Origin of the sequence: Pandoraea sputorum (assembly GCF_000814845.2) — a bacterium.
In the GTDB taxonomy this organism is placed as follows: Bacteria; Pseudomonadota; Gammaproteobacteria; order Burkholderiales; family Burkholderiaceae; genus Pandoraea; species Pandoraea sputorum.
This window is the reverse complement of the sequence record NZ_CP010431.2, coordinates 1947995-1966406: the sequence shown is the minus strand read 5'-3', so window position 1 is coordinate 1966406 and position 18412 is coordinate 1947995. Positions and strand designations below refer to the sequence as shown.

The 18412-nt window shown below is 64.2% G+C and carries 14 protein-coding genes and 1 pseudogene; 4 read left to right on the top strand and 11 right to left on the bottom strand.

What is annotated here, in order from left to right:
• From NA29_RS08660 to NA29_RS08645, 4 genes are all read right to left on the bottom strand, one after another.
• Window positions 1-1077, bottom strand: coding sequence for a branched-chain amino acid ABC transporter permease (locus NA29_RS08660; protein ID WP_039397510.1), 1077 nt, complete (start codon window positions 1075-1077; stop codon window positions 1-3).
• Window positions 1078-1153: 76 nt separating this feature from the next.
• A complete protein-coding gene (locus NA29_RS08655) occupies window positions 1154-2068 on the bottom strand; it encodes a branched-chain amino acid ABC transporter permease (RefSeq protein WP_039397508.1) in 915 nt (304 codons plus the stop codon).
• Window positions 2069-2148: 80 nt separating this feature from the next.
• Window positions 2149-2955, bottom strand: a complete 807-nt coding sequence (locus NA29_RS08650; protein WP_039397506.1) for an ABC transporter ATP-binding protein — start codon at window positions 2953-2955, stop codon at window positions 2149-2151.
• 90 nt (window positions 2956-3045) lie between these two features.
• Window positions 3046-5019, bottom strand: a complete 1974-nt coding sequence (locus NA29_RS08645; protein ID WP_039397505.1) for an AMP-dependent synthetase/ligase — start codon at window positions 5017-5019, stop codon at window positions 3046-3048.
• 337 nt (window positions 5020-5356) lie between these two features.
• On the opposite strand from NA29_RS08645, the gene panV reads away from it, so the two are divergent.
• Together panV and panU are read left to right on the top strand one after the other, a co-directional pair.
• Window positions 5357-6028: a pandorabactin biosynthesis transcriptional regulator PanV gene (panV, locus tag NA29_RS08640; RefSeq protein WP_039397502.1), complete on the top strand. Its 672-nt coding sequence runs from the start codon at window positions 5357-5359 to the stop codon at window positions 6026-6028.
• Window positions 6029-6118: 90 nt separating this feature from the next.
• Window positions 6119-6736, top strand: coding sequence for a pandorabactin biosynthesis N-acetyltransferase PanU (panU, locus tag NA29_RS08635; RefSeq protein WP_052252691.1), 618 nt, complete (start codon window positions 6119-6121; stop codon window positions 6734-6736).
• 43 nt (window positions 6737-6779) lie between these two features.
• Here panU and NA29_RS08630 read toward each other — a convergent pair whose 3' ends face one another.
• From NA29_RS08630 to panN, 7 genes and pseudogenes are all read right to left on the bottom strand, one after another.
• Window positions 6780-7100, bottom strand: a complete 321-nt coding sequence (locus NA29_RS08630) for a hypothetical protein (RefSeq protein WP_039397499.1) — start codon at window positions 7098-7100, stop codon at window positions 6780-6782.
• A 205-nt stretch (window positions 7101-7305) separates the two neighbouring features.
• A complete protein-coding gene (locus NA29_RS08625) occupies window positions 7306-7647 on the bottom strand; it encodes a BrnA antitoxin family protein (RefSeq protein WP_072633236.1) in 342 nt (113 codons plus the stop codon).
• On the bottom strand, window positions 7634-7900 hold the full coding sequence (locus NA29_RS08620) for a BrnT family toxin (RefSeq protein ID WP_039397497.1): 267 nt from the start codon (window positions 7898-7900) through the stop codon (window positions 7634-7636). Before NA29_RS08620 ends, NA29_RS08625 begins: the two co-directional genes overlap by 14 nt.
• 123 nt (window positions 7901-8023) lie before the next feature.
• Window positions 8024-9139, bottom strand: coding sequence for a pandorabactin biosynthesis N-acetyltransferase PanQ (gene panQ / locus NA29_RS26150; protein ID WP_052252689.1), 1116 nt, complete (start codon window positions 9137-9139; stop codon window positions 8024-8026).
• Window positions 9140-9225: 86 nt separating this feature from the next.
• Window positions 9226-10227 carry a pandorabactin ABC transporter substrate-binding protein PanP gene (gene panP / locus NA29_RS08610; protein WP_157744769.1) on the bottom strand — a complete coding sequence of 334 codons (1002 nt, stop codon included), beginning with the start codon at window positions 10225-10227 and terminating at the stop codon, window positions 9226-9228.
• Window positions 10217-12322, bottom strand: coding sequence for a pandorabactin ABC transporter permease subunit PanO (panO, locus tag NA29_RS08605; RefSeq protein ID WP_084103571.1), 2106 nt, complete (start codon window positions 12320-12322; stop codon window positions 10217-10219). The genes panP and panO overlap by 11 nt, the downstream gene beginning before the upstream one ends.
• Window positions 12312-13201, bottom strand: a pseudogene (panN, locus tag NA29_RS08600) (pandorabactin ABC transporter ATP-binding protein PanN). The gene panO and the pseudogene panN overlap by 11 nt, the downstream one beginning before the upstream one ends.
• Window positions 13202-13352: 151 nt before the next feature.
• Here panN and NA29_RS08595 point away from each other — a divergent pair.
• Both NA29_RS08595 and panL read left to right on the top strand, forming a co-directional pair.
• Window positions 13353-16001 carry a penicillin acylase family protein gene (locus NA29_RS08595; protein WP_442756985.1) on the top strand — a complete coding sequence of 883 codons (2649 nt, stop codon included), beginning with the start codon at window positions 13353-13355 and terminating at the stop codon, window positions 15999-16001.
• 140 nt (window positions 16002-16141) lie between these two features.
• On the top strand, window positions 16142-18382 hold the full coding sequence (panL, locus tag NA29_RS08590; RefSeq protein ID WP_052252681.1) for a TonB-dependent pandorabactin receptor PanL: 2241 nt from the start codon (window positions 16142-16144) through the stop codon (window positions 18380-18382).
• Window positions 18383-18412: the final 30 nt, after the last annotated feature.

Below are 18412 nucleotides of genomic sequence, written 5' to 3'. Positions count from 1 at the left end.
TCAATGCGGGAAAGGCCAGATGCGCAGCTTCTCCTTGGCAATCTGCCAGAGCCGCGCCAGCCCATGCGGTTCGGCAATCAGGAAAAAGATGATGAGACCGCCAAACACCATCAACTGGATATGCGAGACGGTGGCGTTGGTGAACGGCAAATGCAGGAACGTCGCAATCGTCGGCAACGTACTGTCGAGCAAGATCGGCAGCAACAAGATGAACGCGGCGCCCAGGAAGCTGCCGAGAATGCTGCCCACGCCGCCGATGATGATCATGAACAGGATGCGGAACGACAGGTCGAGCGAGAAGCCGTCCGGCTCCACGGAGCCGAGGTAGCAGTAAGCATAGAGCGCGCCTGCCACGCCGCAGTAGAACGAACTCACCGCGAAGGCGAGCAGTTTGACCCGCATGAGCGGAATGCCGATGACCTCGGCGGCGACGTCCATGTCGCGCACGGCCATCCACGCGCGGCCAATGTGCGAGCGCACCAGATTCTTCGCGATCAGTGCCATCACCGTGACCACACCAAGCACGAACAGGTACTTGCGCACCGGCGTATCCACGTCCACACCGAACACCGAGATCTTCTGCGCCGTGATCACGCCCGACGAACTGTTGTTCGAGAGCCAGGGGAATTTGGTGAGTACCCAAAGCACGAAGAATTGCGCGGCGAGCGTGGCCACCGCAAGATAGAAGCCCTTGATGCGCAGCGACGGCAGACCGAACGCAATGCCCACGAGCGCCGCACACACGCCACCCAGCGCGAACGATGCCAGGATTGGCATGCCCTCGATACGCAACTGGAAGTTATAGGACGCATAAGCCCCCACGGCCATGAACGCCGCCGTGCCGAGCGACAGTTGCCCTGCGTAGCCTGTCAGCAGATTCAGCCCGAGCGCCGCGAGCGAGAACACGAGGAATGGCACGAGGATCGCCGTCAGCCAGTACTCGGAGGCGATCCACGGCAGGATGCCGAACGCCACGACGAGCAGGCTGCAAACGGCGATCCGGTCTTGCCGGATCGGGAAAATCTGGCTGTCGGCAACGTAGGACGTCTTGAACTGCCCAGCTTCGCGATAGAACATGTGTGGCCTCTGCGATGAATGCTTGCGAGTGCTTTCCGATTCGAATGATTCGAATGACCGATGCGGTCGCCGCCGGTCAGACCCGATCGATGTGCCGTTCGCCGAACAACCCTTCCGGGCGTACCAGCAGGAACAGCAGTGCGAAGACGTACGGGAACCAGCCCTCGATGCCACCGAAATTGCCGCCGAACTGGCTTTGCAGCAGCTGCGGCACGTAGATCTCCGCGAGCTTTTCCGCCGCGCCGATGATCAGCCCGCCCACAATCGCGCCGGGGATCGACGTAAAGCCACCGAGAATCAGCACGGGCAGCGCCTTGAGGGCGGTCATCGTGAGCGCGAACTGCACGCCGTTGCGCGAGCCCCACAGCATGCCCGCTACCAGCGCGACGAAGCCCGACACGCTCCACACGACCACCCAGATGCGCTGCAACGGAATGCCCAGCGAGAGCGCCGCCTGATGGTCGTCGGCGACCGCCCGCAGCGCCCGACCGATGCTCGTCGCCTTAAAGAACAGGGCAAGCAACGCGACCAGCACTGCGGCGATCCCGGCGGCCGCGAGGTCGAAGCTGCTCACCAGCACGCCCGTCGAATCCATGATCGAGGCGATGGGTTCGTCCACGATGCCCAGCGACAACGGACGCACTTCGTTGCCCCACAGAAGCGGGGCAAGACCTTCGAGGAAGAACGACAGGCCGATGGTCGCCATGAACAGCGTGATGGGCGACTGATTCACGAGCTTGCGCAACACGAAGCGCTCCGTCGCCATGCTCATCAGCACCATGACGACGAACGCGCCGATGGCTGCCGCCCACAGCGGCAAGCCACGCTCCATGAGACCGACGACCGACAAGGCCGCGAAGTACACCATCGCGCCCTGCGCAAAATTGAACACGCCGGACGCCTTGAAGATCAGGACGAAGCCCAGCGCCACGAGCGAATACATCACGCCCGAGAGCAGCCCGCCGATCAGGATTTCGAAGAAGAACTGCATCGATGTCTCCAGTGTGCCAACGCTCAGTCAACTGCCATTCGATGTTCGGGGTTCGAGGCTTCCGATAACCGCCCTGACGATCACGCCGCCGCAGGCATGCCTTGCGCTGCACCGAGATATGCGCGGATCACCTCGGGGTCGGCGCGAACCTCGGCGGGGGTGCCGTCGCCGATCTTCTTGCCGTAGTCGAGGACCACGACACGATCGGAGATGTCCATCACGACGCCCATGTCGTGCTCGATCAGCACGATAGTCGTGCCGAACTCTTCGTTCACTTCGAGAATGAAGCGACACATGTCGCGCTTTTCTTCGAGGTTCATGCCAGCCATCGGCTCGTCGAGCAATAGCAGTTCGGGCTCGGCAGCCAGTGCGCGCGCCAGCTCGACCCGCTTTTGCAGGCCGTATGGCAGCCGTCCGACGGGCGTCTTGCGGATGTGCTGGATTTCGAGAAAGTCGATGATCTCCTCGACCTTGGCGCGATTCGCCATCTCTTCCTGACGCGCTTTCCCCCACCAGAGGGCGCTGGCCAGCAGTCCGGCACGCATGCGGGTGTTGCGTCCCGTCATGATGTTGTCGAGCACGGACATGCCCTTGAACAATGCGATGTTCTGGAACGTGCGCGCCACGCCCTGCCGTGCGGCGGATGTCGGATGCATGCGCTGACGCACTTCGCCGCGAAACACGATCGTGCCCTGCTGCGGGTGATAGACGCCGTTGATGACGTTGAGCATCGAACTCTTGCCCGCGCCGTTCGGGCCGATGATGGCGCGGATCTCGTGCGCCATCACGTTGAACGAGATATCCGTCAACGCCTTGACGCCGCCGAACGACAAGCTGATGTGCTGCAAATCGAGCAATACTTCGCCAGTCTTGCGGTGCTCATTCATACCTTCTCCTGCGGCAATGCCCGGCTTGAGGGGCGTACGACTTAGCGACCTGCGGGCCGGGACTAGCGTTTGTCTGATTCGTTCGTTTCGTCAGGCCGCGCAGCGTAACTTCGCAGGCGCAGGGTCGTCGACGGGCGCGCGCACGCCGACCACGCGCGCCGGGTGAATCGTGAGCGTGGCGCTGACACTGCCCTCGCGCCCGTCCTCGAACTTGACGCGTGTCTCGATGAATTGCGTCGCCTTGCCGGTGTAAAAGGCGTCGATCAGCACGTCGTATTTCTGGGCGATGAACGCGCGGCGCACTTTGCGCGTGCGGGTCAGTTCGTCGTCGTCCGGGTCCAGCTCCTTGTGCAGAATCACGAAGCGCTGGATCTGTGCGGCGGCAAACGCCGATTCCTTCGCGAGATCGGCGTTGACTTGCTCGATGCAACCCAGGATCAGTTCCGCGACCAGCGGATTGCTGGCGAGATCGATGTAACCGGCATAGGCGAGGTTCTTGCGCTCGGCCCAGTTGCCCACGGCGTCCATATCGATGTTGATGAACGCGCAGACGCCGTCGCGGCCGTCACCGAAGGCCACCGCCTCCTTGATATACGAGAAGAACTTGAGCTTGTTCTCGATGTACTTCGGCGCGAACAGCGCCCCGCAGGCGAGCTTGCCGACATCCTTGGCACGGTCGATGATGCGTAGATGGCCGTCGGCATCGATGATCCCGGCGTCGCCGGTGCGGAAATAGCCGCCCTCGTCAAGCGCCTCGCGCGTGGCATCGGGCCGCTTGTAGTACTCCTTGAGCAGGCCCACACCGCGCACGAGCACTTCACCGTTATCGCCAATCTTGATTTCCATGCCGGGAGCGACCGGGCCAACGCTGTCGAATCGCACCTGACGATCCGGTTGCAGGCAGACGTACGCGCAAGTTTCCGTCTGACCGTAGAACTGTTTGAGGTTGATGCCGATGGCGCGATAGAAGCGGAATAAGTCCGGGCCGATGGCTTCGCCAGCGGTGTAAGCCGTGCGGATGCGGCTCATACCGAGCGTATTGCGCAGCGGGCCGTACACACAGAGGTTCCCCACCGCGTATTGCAGACGGTCCAGCCATGAGATCGGGCGACGGTCCAGCACAGCCGCTCCACAGCGGTTCGCCACGTCCATGAAGTGCGCGAACATCTTGCGCTTCAGACGGTTCGCGTCCTCCATGCGGATCATGACTTGCGTGAGCACGTTCTCGTACACCCGAGGCGGCGCGAAGTAGTAGGTCGGGCCGATCTCGCGCATGTCGGTGGAGATCGTGTCGGGAGACTCAGGGCAATTGACCGTAAAGCCAGCCACGAGCGCCTGCGCATAGGAAAACAGGTGATCGCCCACCCATGCCATCGGCAGATAGGACAGTACTTCGTCTCCCGGGCCAAGCCGGTCGAACGTACTGCCGTGATACGCCGCACCGATCAACCCGGCGTGCGAATGGCAGACGCCCTTCGGTTTGCCCGTGGTACCGGAAGTGTAGAGGATGGTTGCGGTGTCGTCAGGATCGACGGCAGCGACGGCATCGTCAAAGTAGCGCGGATGCTGCGCGTTGAAGGTTCGGCCCTGCTCCAGCGCCGACGCGTACGATTGCAGCCCGACGGCATCGTAATTGCGTAGCCCGCGCGGGTCTTCGTAGATGATGTGCGACAGGTGCGGCACGCGCTCTCGCAACTCCAGCAGTTTGTCGACTTGTTCCTGATCTTCGGCGACGACGAAATCGATCTCGGCGTCTTCGAGCACGTGCGCCATTTCGGCCGCGACGGCGTCCTGATACAACGGCACGGCTACGCCCCCGAGGGCTTGTGCGGCCGTCATCGCCCAGTACAGGCGCACCCGATTATTGCCGACGATGGCCAGATTGTCGCCACGCCTGAACCCGGCAGCGGCGAGTGCACAGGCGAGCATGCGCACTTCATGCGCAGCCTCCTGCCAGCTCCAGCTTTGCCAGATCCCCAGATCTTTTTCCCGATACGCCGTGCGGGCGCCCCGTGTCGCGGCATGGGCCAACAACAATCGCGGGAAGGTAGTCCGCTCCTGCATGCCAGTCTCCTGTGTCTCGCCACGTTTCGACATCTGTCGAGGGGGAGTGGCGTGGCTCGGTCGGCGTGCGTGCTCGTGACACGCTCCTTACTGCTTGCAGCGCCCTTAATCGGCGCTATTTTTGCTTTGGAATGCCATACAGCGTCTGCAGCGACTGCGGTGAAACGACTACGGCGACTACCGATATGCCGGGCAACCGTCAGCTTCTATACTTGTGCTTCGGCGTCGTGTTCAGACCGCCAGGAATGCTTGTCTCGCCGTTGCCAGGCAAGGCGAAGATACCTCATGGCTCACGGCGGATTTGTCACCAGGATGACAATCAAGGGAAAGTCCCTATATGTCGCTCGAAACCTTGTTGCAGCGCAGCGCCTGGGCGCAAGGACTGACGCCCGATCAGCGCTCACGTGTGGTGGCGGAGATTCAGGTGCGTCCGGTCGAAAACGGCGGCTATGTGTGCCGCAAGGGCGACCCGACGCACGCATGGTTCGGCGTGATCGAGGGGTTGGTGAAGATCACGACGGCGTCGGCCAGCGGCAAGTCAGTGACCTTTACAGGCGTACCGGCGGGCGCATGGTTCGGCGAAGGGTCGGTGCTCAAGCACGAGATCCGGAAATATGACGTCATGGCGCTGCGCGACTCGGTGCTCGCGCATATGCCCATTGCCACCTTCGACTGGCTGCTCGACACGAGCATTCCGTTCAATCGCTTTCTGACCCTGCAACTCAACGAACGGCTGGGGCAATTCATTGCGGCTGTCGAGCACGAGCGTCTGCTCGATACCGATGCCCGCGTCGCCCGTTCGCTGTCGTCGATGTTCAATCCGAACCTGTATCCCTCCGACGACAACACCGTGCAGATCTCACAAGAGGAACTGAGTTACCTGGCGGGCGTTTCGCGCCAGCGGGTCAACCTTGCGCTGAAGGTGCTGGAGCAGGCGGGATTGGTCAAAGTCGATTACGGCGTGCTGACCATTCTCGATCTGGAAGGGTTGCGTGAGTTCGGCATGTAAAACCCGACATTCGAAGCCTTGCCGGGGTGCCGGAGTGGGCGCAGAATCGTCGTTTTGCAGGTTTTCTCCCGTCACAACCGCGCCCTTTCCATGTCTATCCATGCAACGCCTGCCGACGCGATGCGGCCCACGCTGCTCGGCAACAGTGTCGAACTCCATCCATTGGAACGTCATCACGCTCAGGCACTGGTTGCTGCGGCGGCCGACGGCGAACTGTGGAATCTGAAAGTGACCGTTGTGCCGAACGCCGATACCGTCGATGCCTACATCGACCGGGCATTGAAGGGACGCGACGAAGGCACCGTCATCCCTTTCGTCATCGTTTCGACGGCCACGGGCAAGGTGGTCGGCCACACCCGCTTCTGGAAGGTGGACCGAGCGAACCGGAAACTGGAAATCGGCCACACGTGGGTGAGCGCCTCGGCGCAGCGCTCCGGCATCAACACCGAAGCGAAGTCCTTGTTGCTCACTTACGCCTTCGAGACGATGCAGTGCGTGCGCGTGCAATTCACGACGGATGAACTCAACGAAAAGTCGCGCGCGGCGATCCTGCGTATCGGCGCCAAGCAAGAGGGCATCGTTCGTCACGAACGGATCATGCCCGACGGACGCAAGCGCAATTCCGTCCGCTTCAGCATCATCGACGACGAATGGCCGGATGTGAAGGCCGCTCTGTCCGAGCGTCTTGCGCGGGGCGTGGCGGGCTGACGTCGCATATCGCCTGTCGGACGTCACGATCCGGTCCGGGCGCTCATGCCACAGCGGTGACCGCGGCGGACGGACCAGCGCAATACAGCACCAGACACGGGCACACCATCCGTCGGGCAATTTCGAGTGCTTCGCTTTTCGTCTCGAGGAACGCCGCTTCCCACGGATTGCGAACGTGGTCGCACACATACGCCTTCGCTTTCTTGTCGAATTGCGATCCGAAAAATTCGTTTCTGAAGTAAAACCAGACGACATACCCGCGTCGCGGCAACCGGTCGGGGAGCGGATGCACGGGATATTCGTTCGCGGGCACCCGCCGTCTGAGCGAAATCCACCGTTGATAGTCCACACGTGTCGCGTTCATGTCGAGCCTCCTTTAACGAAGTCGCCCCGGGCGGGGCGATTCGACATGATGGGCAAGAACACGCGACAAGAGTTACGGAAACTTCCGCTTCACCGCCAGCGATGATGCGTCAATCGACAGTGTCATGACCGGATTCGACAATCAGGCGGGTTTTGGCACGCAGATATCGGAGTGTCGAGTTCCGCGACCTCCTGACACGGCGATATCACGATGCACTCGGATGCTCGGCAATGAATTGCTTGAGTACGGCATCGATTCGCGTCTGCCATCCATTACCCGATGCTTTGAAGTATTCGAGAACTTCCGGCGACAGCCGAATGTTGATTCGCTCCTTCGGATGCTCGGATCTGGGCCGCCCACGCGGTCGCAGCAACTTTTCTGCAGCCTCTTCCCCAACGATTTCGTGCAGTACCTTCGACGCAGGTTTGGCCTTCGCAAAGCGCTTCTTCGTCCACTCGGGATTCTCGGAATCCTGAGCCGATTGCTTTTTGATCTTTGCGTCCTCAGTCGGCGTAGGGAGGACAGTTCCCGGCTTAAGTCTCGGCATAGCGTTTCACCTCTCGCGAATTCGCCTTGCGCAAGCTGATGACATGTATTTTTTCTGCGCGAGGCGTAAAGACCAAAGCGAACAGCCGCTCCGCAATGTACCCGAAGGCGCAGTAGCGGCGTTCACCATAGTCGACGCGGACATCCTCCTCGATCACGGCGCTGTCCCACTCAAATTCGCGGGCCATCGTGAACGGCACCCCCCGCTCTCTCACATTCCGTTCACTTTTCGCCGGGTCGAAACTGATTTCCATGGACAATTATTGTACTCACAATAATTAATGCCCATCAATTATTTTTTGTGACGACAAATAATCAGGATATTTCACATCGACGCAACTGTCCGCCATCGCGCAGGTCACGGCAGGCGTCGAGCTTCACCATGGTGCGTATTGCTCGAACACAGTCTGACGCTCGAACGCGATCAGCACGGCGCGCTTGTGCGGGAAGTCGAATTCGCGCAGGCGGGCCGCGCCCTGCCCCTGCATATAGGCGATCCATCGATCATGGTCGATGCGCGGCTCGCCAACGATGCGCTGCGTACGCGGATCGTCGAGGAAGATGTAATGGACGATAGACCGCAGCCAGGCTTCGGTACGCCCGGGTGAGCGAAAACGCGTCGAGCCCACCAGTAAATGGAAACCCCGGTCGTAGTCGGCCGCCTCGCAAAACGGCGCGATGCGATCTTCCTTCGCCCAATACACCTCGAAGTAGGCAAATGGCTCGTCGTCGAAACATGCGAACAGTGTGACGGCGTGGGGATCGGCCTGCATCTTCGCCAGATACTCGGCATGCTCCTCCAGCGTGCCCGTCTGCTCCCAGAAGTGCGCCACGCTGTCGAGGTTCATCCACTCGTGAAAGCGTTCGACGTCGCCCGGCTGATCGATGGCGCGCAGGCTGAAGGTCGTGCCGAGTCGCGCGATGTGACGCCGGTACACCTCGCCCACCGGCTTAGGTGCGCGCAACGGATGGCGCTTGCCGTCCGACACACGGTACTGTTGCGCCATCCCGGCCGACGACGGCCCCTGGAGCCACTGCGCCGGGTGCTGCCAGAACGTCTGACGCGAGACCTGCAACACGCTCCCACCATCCGCTTGCGAGAACTGCTCGCCCACACCGTCACGCACCGCCGCGACGAGCCACGTCGCCAGTTCGGCGTCGGCGCCCGTTCCCGGCCAGACCACGCTGGCCCGCTTGCACGCCTTGTGACGACAAAACACTGCCGCCAGCACGGGCAGCAGCGCCCGAACCGGCAGATGGGTGTCATGCGGCGTGCTCGCCCGCAGCGTTATCGCATCATCCGCCTCGCTAACCTCGAACACGGCGACGGCATGTGCATCGCACCAGAGCGTGAGGTCCTGACCGGCGCGGGCGACGCCATCGTCCGGCCCGCTCGCGTGATACCGATGGCCGTCGGCCAGCGTGACGCCGTAGGGGTCATGGGGCGCAGCACGCCCGGCAGGCGCAGCGGACGATTCAACAGGGGCAGTCATTGCAATTGACACGATTCGATCTCCTCTCAGCCAAACCGGACGCCGCCACGGCATCCGTCAGAATTCACACGCCGTTCATACGCCGCTCATACACCAGACGCAGCCCTCGCGCGCATGGCAGGCGCCATCGACGCGAACGCCGTGCCCACGAGACCGGTAATCCGGTCAAGCGACACCGGCCCACCAAAGCCCCACGACGGCGGCAGAAACGCGACACGTCCGTCGCGCACGGCAGGCAACGCCCGCCAGACCGGCAGTTGATACGCGGGCGCAGCGCCGTTGTCGACGACGATCAGCGACCATTCGGGATGCCGCGCCAGATCGCCCAGCGACAAGTTGACCATCGACTGACGCTCATCGAGCCACCCCAGCGCATTGCGCGCCCCCAGATGCCCGATCAACGCGCCGATCATGTCCTTGTTGTCGTAAGCCCAAAAATTGCCGCCACCCGCGTTGGCGTTGAGCAGCGCAATTGGCGCGTCGCGAAAGCCGTCGCGCAGCGCACTCGCACGCGCCTCGGCAATGCGCGCTTCGCTCTGGGCGACGATCTGAGCAGCGGCGTCGGCGCGCCCCGTCATGCTGCCAAGGGATCGGAAGACGGCCAGCATGCGCTCAAGCGCATCGCCCTCGCCCTCGGCGGGCTGGACGTTGAAGACGACGGTCGGTGCGATACGCGCCAATGCGTCGAACAACCGCTCATGCCGATAGGCGTACGCGATGATCAGATCGGGACGCAACGCCGCAATTGCTTCAAGATTCGGTTGCTCGCGCGTGCCGACGGCGCTGTCCGGGCTTAGCCGGTCTGCGCGATATTTGACCCACTGCGTGTAGCCACGCGGATCGGCCACGCCGACCGGCGTGACGTCGAGCGCTAGCAGCGACTCGGTGAACAGAAACTCCAGCGAGACGACCCGGTGGGCGTTTGTTGGCAACACGGGCGACGCACGATTGAACAGGCCGCGATAGTTCTGTGCCTGCGCGTCAAGCGCGGCCATACCCGTCATCGCAGCCGCGCCAGCGGCGAGGTACTTGAGGCAGCGGCGACGTGAAATTTGCACAGGCACGCCGCCATAGGGTTTAGCCAGCATGCGCATGCGACCTCAGGAAAGTGCGGGAGAGCAGCCAAAGGAAGAGCGGCGTGCCGACGGCAGCGGTGACGATGCCTAGCGGCAAATCGAGCGGGGCGAACAACGTCCGGCCGAACAAGTCGGCCACGCCGAGCAGCAACGCCCCCGCCAACGCAGCCGTGACGATACGGTCGCGCGTGCCGGTCAGCGGCAGCGATCTCAGCGCGTTCGGAACGATCAATCCGACGTATGCCACTGGACCGACAGTCGCCACCGCAGCCGCAGCCATCGCACTCGCGAGTACCAGCAATCCGAGTCGGGCACGCACGACGGGCACGCCCAGCGCCTCGGCCGTCTCGTCGCCGAGACTCAGCAGGTCGAGCCATCGCCCGGCATACACCGCGAGCGGAAGACAGATCGCCAGCCAGGGCAGCAACGCCCGCACGCCGTGCCACGATTGCCCGTAGCTGCTGCCGACGAGCCACACCAGCGCCTGCGTGGCATGCACGTGGAATTGCAGCACCAGCAGGTTCGCCAGCGCCGCGAGCAGACCGGCCAGCGCCATGCCCGTCAGGATCACCCGCATTGGTGCCAGGCCCCAGCGCGCGTTGACGCCGAGCACAATCGCCAGCACCCCTGCGCTTGCCGCCCACGCGGCAGGCATCGACCAACGTGCGGCGGCATCGGGCGACACCAGCAGCAGCGCAAGCACCGCCAGCCCTGCCGCCTGATTCACGCCCAGCAGTTCCGGCCCGGCCAACGGATTTCGGCAAGCCCCTTGAAGCAACACCCCACTGCCCGCCAGCAATGCGCCAGCGCCCATCGCGATCAAACTGCGCGGTAAGCGAAGGTCTACCAGCATGCCTGCCGCCGTGTGCGGATCGAACACATCGCGCCACTGCCATGCCGACGGCCACGACAGCACGCCCATCGTCAGTGTCAGCCCGGTGACGGCGACCAGTGCGATGACCACCAGCGCCGCGATCATGGCCATCGGTCTCCGGTTCGACGCACGATGGCCAGCCGCCATCGGGGCCGTCATCTCTGCAGTGCTCGCGGGCAGGCCGTAGCGAAGCAACAGCAGCAGCACGGGCGCACCGATGACGGCGCTCATCACACCGACCGGCAACGCACCGAACGTCACCAGCGCGCGCGCCATGGCATCGGTGACGATGAGCATTGCGCCGCCCCACAACGCCGAGAGCGGAATCAGCCATGCGGGCCGGTGAACCCCCATCAGCCGCACCAGATTGGGTGCGGCCAGCCCGACGAAGCCGACCGGCCCCGCCAGCGCGATTGCAATCGCCGACAGCGCGGCGGCTAGCAAAATCGTCCCTACACGCACCGCGCCGACACGCTGCCCCAACGCCGACGCCTGCGCTTCGCCGAAGCGCGCCAGTCCGAGCGGATGCAGCAACGCCAGCAAGGCGACGGCCGCCGGGAGCAGCAACCACAGCGCTTGATCCGCGCCCCGTTTGCCGAACTGCTGCAACGACCCCGTGCTCCACTGCACGACGCCCACGGCCGCACGGGTGTAGAGCGTCAGCGCGACCATGCATAACGCCGAGAGTGCGAGCGCGTTTGCCGCCCCGGCCAATGTGAGGCGTAGCGGTGTCGTGCGCGTGCCGCCCGCGAGCGCGAACGTCAACAGCGCCGCCAGCACCCCGCCCGCCAGCATCATGGGCAGCACGGCGAGGCCCGGTACGAGCAACGCGACGATCAACCCCATCTGCGCGCCCGCCGACACGCCGAGCAATTCGCCGGACGCGAGCGGATTCTGTGTAATGGTCTGGAGCAACGCACCGGCCAGTCCAAGGCATGCGCCAGCAGCAAGTCCGGCGCGAATCTGTGGCATCCATGCATCCACGAACAGCAACCAGCCGAGCGTGGCGTCGCTATTCATGCCGCTTAGCCCGCCGTGCATCGCCTGAGCGACCGTGCCAGCCCCCGGCCATGCGTCGTTCGCAAGCGCGTGCACGACGATGGCGAGCGCGAGGGCCAGCCATCCGCCCAGCAACGCGCGTGTGCGGCGCGCGTACTGGCGCGGTGCGGCCTGCGCGGGCACCGTGAGGCGTCGCGCGAGGGCCAACGTCCCCACCGTACGCTCAGTTGCCATGTCGGCCACCGTTCAATCCATTCGGGACGGTCGAACTACCGACCTCAACCGGTTTCCGTACATCACTATGCCCCCCTGCCCGGCCAGCACCGGCAAGCACATCGGCAAGCCCTGAAAGTCGATGCGTTGCATCGGCGTGGCGAACACCGCCATCAGACGGTCCGGGTCCATCGTCTCGTCGGGCGTGCCCGAGAAGACGAGCTTGCCGTCGCGCATGAGCAGCATGGCGTCGGAGAAGGCGGCGGCCTGATTCAGATCGTGCAGCACCCAGACCACCGTCATCCCCGTCTCGCGATTGAGTTCGCGAATGCGCGCGAGGATGTCGATCTGGTGACGCACATCGAGATACGTCGTCGGCTCGTCGAGCAACAGCACGTTGCCCTCCTGCGCCAGCGCCATGGCGATGAAAGCGCGCTGACGCTCACCGCCGGACAATGCTGTGACATCACGCGTGCACAACTTTTCCAGTTCCATGAGATGCAGCGCGCGCTCGATGGCAAGGTTGTCGCGTTCGCCGAGGCGCCCACCCATGCCGGTGTGGCTATAGCGGCCGCAAGCGACGAGTTCGGCGACGGTCATGCCGAACGGCATACCGGGCGTCTGCGCGAGCAACGCGATGCGACGCGCACGCTCGCGCGCACGCAGCGAGTCGAGCGGCGTGTCGTCGAGCCAAACGCGCCCGGACACGGGTTTGAGCAGGCCGCCCAGCGTGCGCAGCAGCGTGCTCTTGCCGCAGCCGTTCGGGCCGCACAGCGCGCTCACACGGCCCGCGGCGAAGGTCACATCGACCTGAGTGAGGACATTGCGAGCCCCCACGGCAACATTAAGGCCTTGCGCGCGCAACGATGCGCCTGCGGCAGGCGTCAGAGATTCGGTCATGTTGAATGCCGGTCTGGCGGCTGCTGGACCGGTGGAAATACGGGTATCGGGCACCAGTCGTCTCGACGGTCGGCGTGAGCGCGCGCCGCCTAAACTCCGGAAGTGGTGGTTCGTCGCTCAAAAGACGTGTCACCAACCGGCATATTTACCCATGTCCCGATCGCCCCGGCCGTCGCGCCTGCTTCTTGCCCCGTCTGCCCGCCCCGCCTTACCTGATCTGCCTTCCCCGCCGACATCGCCAATCCCCGTACGGACCGGACTGGTCGTCGTCGCCCTGTGCCTTGCAGCATGCACTTCACCCCGGCCCCCGACGGATCGGGTCGCCGAAGCGCCCCAATCCACGGAATCCCGCGCCCCGTCGATTACCGCGCATTACAACGCCGACTTGCGTCGCACGACCGACGGCACCGCCCATGTCCGCGCGGCCAACTGGGGCAGCCTCGGTTATGGCTTCGGTTACGCGCAGGCACAGGACAATCTCTGCACACTCGCCGAGAGCATCGTGACCTTTCGTGGCGAACGTTCGCTGGCCTTCGGGGCGGACGGTCGCGTTGCCCGGCGTGCGACCTTCGGCCAGCCGAACAACCTGGATGCGGACGTCTTCTTCCGTCTGACGTTCGATGCCGCCACCCTCGAGCGGTATCGCGCCACCCAGTCGCCGCGCGGACGCGAACTGGCGCAAGGCTTCGCAGCCGGTGTGACTCGCTACCTGAAAGACGTGCGCGCGGGCACAGACGCCGCTCAGCACACCGCCTGCCGCAACGCCGACTGGGTGCGCCAGCTAGGCACCGTGACGGAAGACGACGTCTACCGCCGCCTCTATGCCGCCACACTCGCCGCGAGCGCCGCCACGCAGATCGCCGCCATCGCGACGGCCCGTCCGCCGTCGGCCAGTGCGGCGATCAATGGACGATCACGCCCGGCGCGCAAGGTCGCGACATCGTTGCCCGCCGCAGTACCAGCCGTAGTGCCAGCCGTAGTGCCCGCGACATCGCTGGCGTCGATCAACGATGCGGGCGTCGGCAGCAACGCGTTTGCCTTCGGGGCGTCACTGAGTGCCGACGGTCAGCCGATCCTGTACGGCAGCCCGCACTGGTACTGGGAGGGCCCCGACCGGCTGTACCCTGCGCATCTCACGATCCCCGGCCAGCTCGACATCTCCGGCGTCGGCATGCTCGGCGCGCCGTTCATCATGATCGGCTTCACACAGGACGTCGCCTGGACGCATACGGTATCGAGTGCCCGACGCTTCGGTCTGATCGCCCTCACGCTCGATCCGGCCGACCCGACCCGCTACCGGATCGACGGCCGAACCGAAGCCATGCAGCGCGTGTCCGTGACCGTCCCCGTGCGCGACGCCCAAGGCAAGACGTCGAGCGTCTCACGAACGCTGTATCGCACGGCCGACGGGCCGGTCGTCAATCTCTCGGCCATGTCCCCCGCGCTCGGCTGGACCACGCGTCAGGCACTGGTCCTGCGCGACGCCAACGCAAACAACTTCGGCTTGCTCGAGCATTATCTGCGCATGGCGCAGGCCGACTCGCTCGATGCGTTGGCGTCCGGCATGCGCACCGATGCGGCCAATCCGTGGGTCAACACCTTGGCCATCGGCCGACGCGACCCGCGCGTGTGGTTCGGCGACATCGGCCCGGTGCCGGGCGTGCCGGACACGTTGTTGGCCGCGTGCACCGCAAAGCCCGCAGGGCTGGCCTTCGCGAAGGCCGCGCCGGGCCTGCCTGTGCTCGACGGCAGCCGCAGCGCCTGCGCATGGCAAACCGCGCCGGACAGCCCGTTACCCGGCACGCTCGGCCGCCGGGAGATGCCGGACATCATGAGCGACACGGTCGTCGCCAACATGAACGACAGCGCGTGGCTGGCCGCGCCGGATGCGCCCCTCGCCCATCTAAGCAGTGTGCTCGGCCAAAGCGACGCGCCGCTCTCGCTGCGCAGCCGCTCGGGCCTGCAACGCATCGCCGCCTTGCGCGCCGCCGCTCCGGTCACGACGCAGGCCGTACGCGAATCCGTGCTGCGCGCCACCCCCTTGTCCGCCGACCTCACCCGCAAGTCGCTCCTCGCGCGGGTTTGCCCGTCAGCCGTCGAGCGCAAAGACAAACGCTTCGACGTGCGAATCACGCAAGACCCCGTCGACGGAAAACCGCTGAAGTCGCCGCAAACCGTCGATCTCGCGCCCGCCTGTCGCGTGCTGGCCGCGTGGGACGGCACGGGCGAGCGCAGCGCCCGGGGCGCGAACTTGTGGGATGCCGTCTGGATCCGGCTCGCAGGCGTCGATGCCACCGGCCGCCGGGCGTTTGCCGCCCCGTTCGATGCAACGCACCCCGTCACGTCGCCCGCCGGTCTCGCCGGGGACAGCGCATCGCTCGCTCAGGCGTTGGGCGAGGCCGTGCTGGAGATGAAGCGCATGGGACTGGCACTCGACAGCCGCCGCGACGAAGCGCTCTTCGCCACGCGCGGCGGACGTCGCATCGGCCTGTCGGGCGGCTGCGACATCGCGGGCTACTTCTCGATCATGTGCGCCGACGCCCGCATGGGCACCGACCGCTATGGCATGGACACGGCGCCGCGCGGCGACACGTATCTCCAGGTCGTCTCGTTCCCGGACGACCCGGCGCGACGCGTCGCAGCCGCCACCCTCGACGCCTCCGGCCCCGCCGACGACCGCGCCGATCCGCGCAACGCGACCGCCCTGCAAGCGTGGGCCGACAAACGCTGGCAGGCCGCGCCGTTCACCGAGGCCGACGTTGCAGCGGCCACCGTCAGCGTGCTGCATTTATCGCAATGAGGCAGCTCATATGACGGGCCGATGATGGCCCCCCTAAATATCCGGCAGGTTGGTTCGTCCACTACTCGATAGGTGTCGTCGCCCGGGGATTCGAGTGCGCACGTCGCCTCAGTCGTCGATAAAAACCTAGGAGTTCTTAGATGAAGCACTACGGGAGCGCACGTGGCCGGGGGGCCAGTCGCCTGCAATCGATCCATCGCCCGATCCGCCCGATCCGCCCGATCCGCCCGATCCATCGTCATATCGCGCTGGCCGCAAGCCTTGCCTTCGCGCCGCTGGCTTTCTCCCACGGCGCGTGGGCGCAGACCACCAGCCAGCAGGGGGACGTCGCACTCTCGCCCACGCAGGTGAGCGCCGAGCGCGCGCCGGAGAACGGCGCAGGGCCGGTCGATGGCATCGTGGCCAAGCGCAGTACCACGGGCACCAAGACGGATACCCCGCTCATCGAGAATCCGCAGTCGGTGTCGGTTATTCCAAAGGAAATGATTCAGGATCTGGGCGCGCAGTCGGTCAGTCAGGCCATGCGTTACAGCGCCGGTGTACTCCCGGACAACGCGGGCTTCGAGACCCGCTTCGACTGGATCAACATCCGGGGCTTCTCGGCGTCCACGCTGGGCCTGTTCATGGACGGCACGCGTCTGCAATCGGCGACCGAATTCCAGCTCGATCCGTACGGTCTTGAGCGCATCGAGATCCTGCGCGGACCGTCATCGGTGCTTTACGGGCAGAACACGCCCGGCGGCCTGATCAACATGGTGACGAAGAAGCCGCTGGAGACCCCGCTTCACGAAATTCAGCTCTCGGTCGGTTCGTTCAAGAACAAGCAGGCGGCCTTCGACTTCAGCGGTCCGCTCGACGCCGACGGCAAGGTGCTCTACCGCCTCGTCGGCCTGTTCCGCGACAGCAACACGCAGGTCGACTACACGCCGAACGATCGCATCTACATCGCGCCATCGCTCACGTGGAAGGCCACGGACAAGACCACGATCACGTTCGAAGCCAGCTACCAGCGCGACAAGCTCGGCTTCGGCCAGTTCCTGCCCGCGTCCGGCACGGTGCTGCCGAACCCGAACGGCCAGATTCCAGTCGGTCGCTTCGTGGGCGACCCGAACTACGACAACATCAAGCGCGAGCAGGTTTTCGCCGGTTATCAGCTCGAACACCGATTCAACGATCAGGTGTCGTTCAAGCAGGCCGCACGCTATTCGTACTTCGACTACAAGGTCGACACGGACGCCTACGGTCTCGGCTTCGCGCCGGGCAGCACGCGACTGATCAACCGGTTGCCGTTTGCCGACTATCGTCAGACGGACGTGCTCACCATCGATAACCAGTTGCAGACGAAATTCACCACCGGTCCGCTCTCGCACGTGGCGCTGTTCGGCTTCGACTATTACTACTACAACGAGCATCGCAGCATGCGTCAGGGCGTGGCGAGCGCATCGAACCAGCTCGACATCTTCTCGCCCAACTACGGCGCAGCCGTGTTCGGTCTGACGCGTCAGGCAGCGGACTCCGATTCGCGCTTCACGCAAGGCGGTCTCTACTTCCAGGATCAGATCAAGTACGAGAAGTGGTTGCTCACGCTGGGCGTGCGTCAGGACTGGGTGGCACAGAACGTCTACAACCGGCTGACGAACCGCTCGTCGAATCAGGCGGATCAGCAGGCGACCTATCGTGCTGGCCTGACGTATCTGTTCGACATGGGGCTGGCACCGTACTTCAGCTACTCCGAGTCGTTCCAGCCGAACGTTGGTGTGGACCGCTTCGGCAACCAGTTCAATCCGTCGAAGGGCAAGCAGTATGAAGTCGGCGTGAAGTACCAGCCCAAGGGCTACAACAGCTTCGTCACGCTGTCGTTGTTCGACATCCGCATGACGAACGTGCTCACGCCCGACCCGGCCAACACGGCGTTCTCGATCACGACAGGCGAGCAGCACTCGAAGGGCTTCGAACTCGAAGCAGTCGGCGAGGTCACTGACAACCTGAAGGTGATCGGCTCGTACACGAACACGAACATCACCAACTCGAAGACCACCGACCCGACCCTTCTGGGCAAGGTCCCGCCGCAGCAACCGCGCACGGCCGCCGCGCTGTGGGCCGACTACACGTTCCACGCCGGCGTACTCAAAGGCTTCGGCTTTAACGGCGGGATTCGTTACGTCGGACCGACCTTCATCGACGCGACCAACACCGCCGGACAAGCGCCGTCGCGCACGCTGGTCGACCTGGGCCTGCACTACCAGTTGGACAAGCACTGGCGCTTCCAGCTCGACGGCAGCAACATCTTCGACAAGACGTACGTCGTGTGTGTGACGACCTCCCAGTGCGCCTACGGTGCACGTCGCACGATTCTCGGGACGGCGAAGTACAGCTGGTAAGGCGTTGCGCGTCTGAAGTGTCGTAAGTGT

What these genes read in the sequence shown, in the direction of transcription:
- NA29_RS08660 (WP_039397510.1), bottom strand. Translation starts at nt 1,077, where the DNA reads ATGTTCTATCGCGAAGCTGGGCAGTTCAAGACGTCCTACGTTGCCGAC.
- NA29_RS08655 (WP_039397508.1), bottom strand. Translation starts at nt 2,068, where the DNA reads ATGCAGTTCTTCTTCGAAATCCTGATCGGCGGGCTGCTCTCGGGCGTG.
- NA29_RS08650 (WP_039397506.1), bottom strand. Translation starts at nt 2,955, where the DNA reads ATGAATGAGCACCGCAAGACTGGCGAAGTATTGCTCGATTTGCAGCAC.
- NA29_RS08645 (WP_039397505.1), bottom strand. Translation starts at nt 5,019, where the DNA reads ATGCAGGAGCGGACTACCTTCCCGCGATTGTTGTTGGCCCATGCCGCG.
- panV (WP_039397502.1), top strand. Translation starts at nt 5,357, where the DNA reads ATGTCGCTCGAAACCTTGTTGCAGCGCAGCGCCTGGGCGCAAGGACTG.
- panU (WP_052252691.1), top strand. Translation starts at nt 6,119, where the DNA reads ATGTCTATCCATGCAACGCCTGCCGACGCGATGCGGCCCACGCTGCTC.
- NA29_RS08630 (WP_039397499.1), bottom strand. Translation starts at nt 7,100, where the DNA reads ATGAACGCGACACGTGTGGACTATCAACGGTGGATTTCGCTCAGACGG.
- NA29_RS08625 (WP_072633236.1), bottom strand. Translation starts at nt 7,647, where the DNA reads ATGCCGAGACTTAAGCCGGGAACTGTCCTCCCTACGCCGACTGAGGAC.
- NA29_RS08620 (WP_039397497.1), bottom strand. Translation starts at nt 7,900, where the DNA reads ATGGAAATCAGTTTCGACCCGGCGAAAAGTGAACGGAATGTGAGAGAG.
- panQ (WP_052252689.1), bottom strand. Translation starts at nt 9,139, where the DNA reads ATGACTGCCCCTGTTGAATCGTCCGCTGCGCCTGCCGGGCGTGCTGCG.
- panP (WP_157744769.1), bottom strand. Translation starts at nt 10,227, where the DNA reads ATGCTGGCTAAACCCTATGGCGGCGTGCCTGTGCAAATTTCACGTCGC.
- panO (WP_084103571.1), bottom strand. Translation starts at nt 12,322, where the DNA reads ATGGCAACTGAGCGTACGGTGGGGACGTTGGCCCTCGCGCGACGCCTC.
- NA29_RS08595 (WP_442756985.1), top strand. Translation starts at nt 13,353, where the DNA reads ATGTCCCGATCGCCCCGGCCGTCGCGCCTGCTTCTTGCCCCGTCTGCC.
- panL (WP_052252681.1), top strand. Translation starts at nt 16,142, where the DNA reads ATGAAGCACTACGGGAGCGCACGTGGCCGGGGGGCCAGTCGCCTGCAA.